General features: G+C 77.1%; 4 protein-coding genes. 2 read left to right on the top strand and 2 right to left on the bottom strand.

Features of this window, described 5'->3' with window-relative positions:
* The coding region (locus AA75_RS24205) for a serine/threonine-protein kinase (RefSeq protein WP_082526780.1) at positions 1-1,263 on the bottom strand (1,263 nt) is incomplete at its 3' end.
* A gap of 157 nt (positions 1,264-1,420) precedes the next feature.
* Positions 1,421-1,846 carry a hypothetical protein gene (locus tag AA75_RS24210; RefSeq protein ID WP_149038342.1) on the bottom strand — a complete coding sequence of 142 codons (426 nt, stop codon included), beginning with the start codon at positions 1,844-1,846 and terminating at the stop codon, positions 1,421-1,423.
* 219 nt (positions 1,847-2,065) lie between these two features.
* Between AA75_RS24210 and AA75_RS24215 the strand changes: the two genes are divergently transcribed.
* Positions 2,066-2,395 (top strand): YciI family protein, encoded by a 330-nt coding sequence (locus AA75_RS24215; RefSeq protein WP_033822324.1) that lies wholly within the window; start codon positions 2,066-2,068, stop codon positions 2,393-2,395.
* A gap of 31 nt (positions 2,396-2,426) precedes the next feature.
* Positions 2,427-4,406 (top strand): sigma-70 family RNA polymerase sigma factor (locus AA75_RS24220; protein ID WP_033822325.1); only part of this gene is annotated, 1,980 nt, incomplete at its 3' end.

The following is a 4,406-nucleotide window of genomic DNA, read 5'->3' on the forward strand; positions in this document are numbered from 1 at the left end:
GTTCTGCGCGGCGGCCGGGGTCTGGGCGCCGTGGCCGGTGGCGCTGCCGCCGCCGGTCGTGGCCACCTGGTTGCGGTGCTTGCCGCCGCCGGCCAGTCCCGTCCCCCGGGTGAACCAGAACGCCAGCCCCGCCACCAGCACCACCGCGACGGCGGCGGCGACCAGCACCGGGCCGCGCGACCCCGGGGCCGCTCCCGTCGGGCCGGTGGGAGCGGCCGTCGGCAGCTGGGTCGGTGTCGGTGTGTGCGGCGGCGCGGGTACGTGCGTCGGCACCGGTACGTGCGTCGGCATCGGCATCGGGGGGCCGAACTGGCCGGTGGGTGTGCCGGGGCCGGCCGCCGGGCCGTCGTCGGCGGCCTCGGTGTCCAGGTCCAGCAGTTCGACCGCCAGCCGCGCCACCGAACCGGCCACCGCGGGCGGCAGCCAGTCCCCGCCCGGCCCGGCCGGGGTGCCGGCGGCGAGCTGTTCGCGCAGCTGCTCCGGCGTCGGCCGGTCGGCCGGGTCCTTGGCCAGACAGGCGGCGATCAGATCGCGCACGCCGTGGTCGGCCTCGCCGAGCCGCCGCAGGTCGGGGTCCTCGTGCACGACCCGGTAGAGCAGGACGGGGGCGCTGGCGCCCTCGCCGAACGGCGCGCTCGCGCTGGCGGCGAAGGCGAGCACCGCGCCGAGCGAGAAGACGTCGCTGGCCGGTCCGACCTCCTGGCCCTGGGCCTGCTCGGGCGAGAGGTAGCCGGGCGAGCCGATCACGAAGCCGGACCGGGTCAGCGAGGTGGCCGCGTCCAGTGAACGGGCGATGCCGAAGTCGATCAGGCGCGGTCCGTCCAGCGCCAGCAGGACGTTGGAGGGCTTGACGTCCCGGTGCACCAGCCCGACCGCGTGCACGGCGGTCAGCGCCTCGGCCAGCCCCGCCCCGAGCACCCGCACCGCTTCGCCGGGCAGCGGCCCGAACTCCCGTACGGCGGAGGTCAGCGAGGGCCCGGCGACGTAGCCGGTGGCGACCCACGGCTGCGGCCCCTCGGTGTCGGCGTCCAGGACGGGGGCCGTCCACCGGCCGCCCACCTGACGGGCGGCGAGCACCTCCTGACGGAACCTCACCCGGAACTCGTGGTCCGCGGCGAACTCCCCGCGCACGGTCTTCACCGCCACCGTCCGGCCGCCCGCGGTACGGCCGAGGTAGACCTCGCCCATGCCGCCCGCCCCGAGGCGCCGCAGCAGCCGGAAGTCGCCTATTCGCCGGGGATCCGCCCCACCCAGTGCCTCCATGCCCGCACTGTACGGCACTCGATCACCGCCGGGCGGCGTCCGCCTCCCCCGACGGACCGTCAGCCTCGCCGCCCGGACGGGGAGATCCGCCGGGCCGTACGCGCCCCGGCCGTTCGGGGAGGGCGGTCCTTCGACCACGACCCGGCGGCCGGCCCGCTCAGTCCCGCTGGGTGGCGGTCAGGCCCCAGCGGATCCCGGGCGCCGAGGTGTGCACCTGCACCCCGAACGAGCGGCCCTGCTCCCCCGCGAGCTCCACCGAGCCGAGGCCCGTCCCGTCCTCCGGGCACCCGACCCGGAACGTGACCGGTGTGGGGTCGCCGCCGCCCGGGACCACCGTGACCTGCACGTCCCCGCCGCCCTGGCAGCCGACCGTCACGGTGAACGGCCGGTCCGCGCTCGCCCCGCCGGTGACCGCGCCCCCGTCGCCGGTCCACTCCGGGATCCAGATCAGCCCGTCCGGCCCCGGGTGCGGCAGCACCTCACCCGCGGTGGCCGCCTGAGCTCCCACGGCCGGTCCGGCGAACGCGACCAGCACGCCCACCGCCACCGCCGCCATCGGCCAGAGACCCGTACGCCTGTCCATGTAGTCCCCCTGTGTTCCGTGACGCGTTGTCGTCAGCCGCCTCCGGGCCCTGCCGCCCGGACGCACACGGACAACTCTCGCGGACCGCCCGTCCTCCCCGCCTGAGTACGGCTACTCAATCCGCCCCGGTGGGCGTTCCCTGTCACATAGGGTGGTTCGACGTACAGGCAGAGCATCGGCTCCGGCACACCGACCGACCCCACCGAAGGAGAAGGCCCCATGCGCTACCTGATGACCACCCGGCCGACCGACACCACCCCCGCCCCCGACGAGAAGCTGTTCGCCGAGATGGGCAGGTTCATCGAGGAACTGACCGCCGCCGGCGTACTGCTGGCCACCGGCGGTCTGGAGCCGGGCGGGGTGCGGATCACCTCCGCGGGTGAGGAGATCACCGTCACCGACGGGCCGTTCGCCGAGGCCCGGGAGGCCGTGGCCGGCTTCGCCCTGGTCGAGGTCGGCTCCAGGGAGGAGGCGATCGAGATGGGCCGCCGCTTCCGCCGGATCGTCGGCGACGGCGAGAGCGTGATCCAGCAGGTCTTCGGCCCCTGACGGGCCACCGGACCACCCCGGGTACCGCGCCGTGACCTCCACCGGCCTGCACCGCACCGTCGACGCGCTCTGGCGGCTCGAGTCCGCGAGGATCATCGCGGCACTCACCCGCCTGGTGCGCGACGTCGGCCTGGCCGAGGAGCTGGCCCAGGACGCGCTGGTGGCCGCGCTGGAGCAGTGGCCGGCCACCGGCGTCCCGGACAACCCCGGCGCCTGGCTGACCACGGTCGCCAGGCGCCGGGCGGTGGACCACATCCGCCGCTCCGAGCGGCTCGGGCACCGGCAGCGGCAGCTCGCCCACGACGCGGCCCGCGAGGAGCCGGAGCCGGACGGGGCGCAGGAGCAGGAGCCGGACCAGGACGACGTCCTGCGGCTGATCCTGATCTCCTGCCACCCGGTGCTCCCGACCGAGCAGCGGGTCGCGCTGACGCTGCGGCTGCTCGGCGGGCTGACGGCCGACGAGATCGCCCGCGCGTTCCTGGTCAGGACACCGGTGGTGGCCGGGCGGATCGCGGCGGCGAAGCGGACGCTGGCGGAGCGGCGGGTGCCGTTCGACCTGCCGAGCGGCCCGGCGCTGGCCGAACGCCTCTCGTCCGTCCTGGAGGTCGTCTACCTGGTCTTCAACGAGGGCTACGCGGCGACCTCGGGTGACGACCTGATCCGCCCCGATCTCTGCCGGGAGGCGCTGCGGCTCGGCCGGCTGCTGGCCCTGCTGGCCCCGGACGAGGCCGAGGTGCACGGGCTGGTCGCGCTGATGGAGATCCAGGCGTCCCGCTCGGCCGCCCGGACCGGCCCCTCGGGGGAGCCGGTCCAGCTGCACGAGCAGAACCGGGGCCGCTGGGACCAGCTGCTGATCCGGCGGGGCTTCACCGCCATGCTCCGGGCCCGGCAGGCCGGCGGCCCCCCGGGGCCGTACCTGCTGCAGGCGGCCATCGCGGTCTGCCACGCGCAGGCCCGCAGCGCACAGGACACCGACTGGGCGCAGATCGCCGCGCTGTACGGGGCGTTGGAGCGGCTGCTGCCGACGCCGGTGGTCCGGCTGAACCGGGCCGTCGCGGTCGCGATGGCGGACGGGCCGCAGGCCGGTCTGGCGCTGGTCGACGCGGTGCGCGGCGATCCCGCGCTGCGCGACTACCACCTGCTGCCGAGCGTGCGGGGCGACCTGCTGGCCCGCTCGGGACGGGACGCGGAGGCCCGGGACGAGTTCCACCGGGCGGCGGGCCTGACCGGGAACGCCGCCGAGCGGGCGTTCCTGCTGCGCCGCGCGGACGCGCTGACCCCGGCCGGGGAGCCGGCGGGCCCGACCCTCGGGGCGGCCGTCGAGGGTTTCCTGGCGCGCGGCGACCTCGGCCCGGCCACCGTCCGCTCCTACCGCCAGACCCTGGGCCGGCTCGGCTCGGCGCTGGGTGACCGGCTGCCGGTGGAGGCGCTGACCGCCGCGCGGGTGACGGAGGCGTTCGAGTCCCTGTGGCGCGGCACCGCGGCCAGGACCTGGAACCGCCACCGGGCCGCCGTGCGGTCCTTCGCCGTCTGGGCCGCGCTGGGCGACCTGGCGGCCGGGCTCGACCGGCGGCCCGAACCACGCTCCGCCGTGCGCCCGCTCGGCCCGGAGGCGCTCGCGGCTATCTGGGCGCTGCCGGGCGTCGCACCGCGCGAACTGACCCTGTGGCGGCTGCTCGACGAGTCCGGCGCGGGCGTCCGCGCGGTCCTGGACCTGGACGTGCAGGACCTGGACCTGGCCGCGCGCCGGGCCGGCCGCGACGGCATCGGCTGGCGGGCCGGGACGGCGCTGCTGCTGCCCCCGCTGCTGGCCGGCCGGACCCGCGGCCCGCTCTTCCTGGCCGACCGGCGCCCCGGGCCGGGCCGCCGGCCGGCCGAGGCCGACCTGTGCCCGGAGACCGGCCGGGGACGGCTGTCGTACGAGCGGGCCGAGTACCTGTTCAAACAGGCCACCCGGCCGCTCGACCCGGCCGGCCGGGGCTACACCCTGGGCCGGCTCAGGCCGCGTCCC

The organism is Kitasatospora sp. MBT63, from assembly GCF_000710465.2.
GTDB lineage: Bacteria > Actinomycetota > Actinomycetes > Streptomycetales > Streptomycetaceae > Kitasatospora.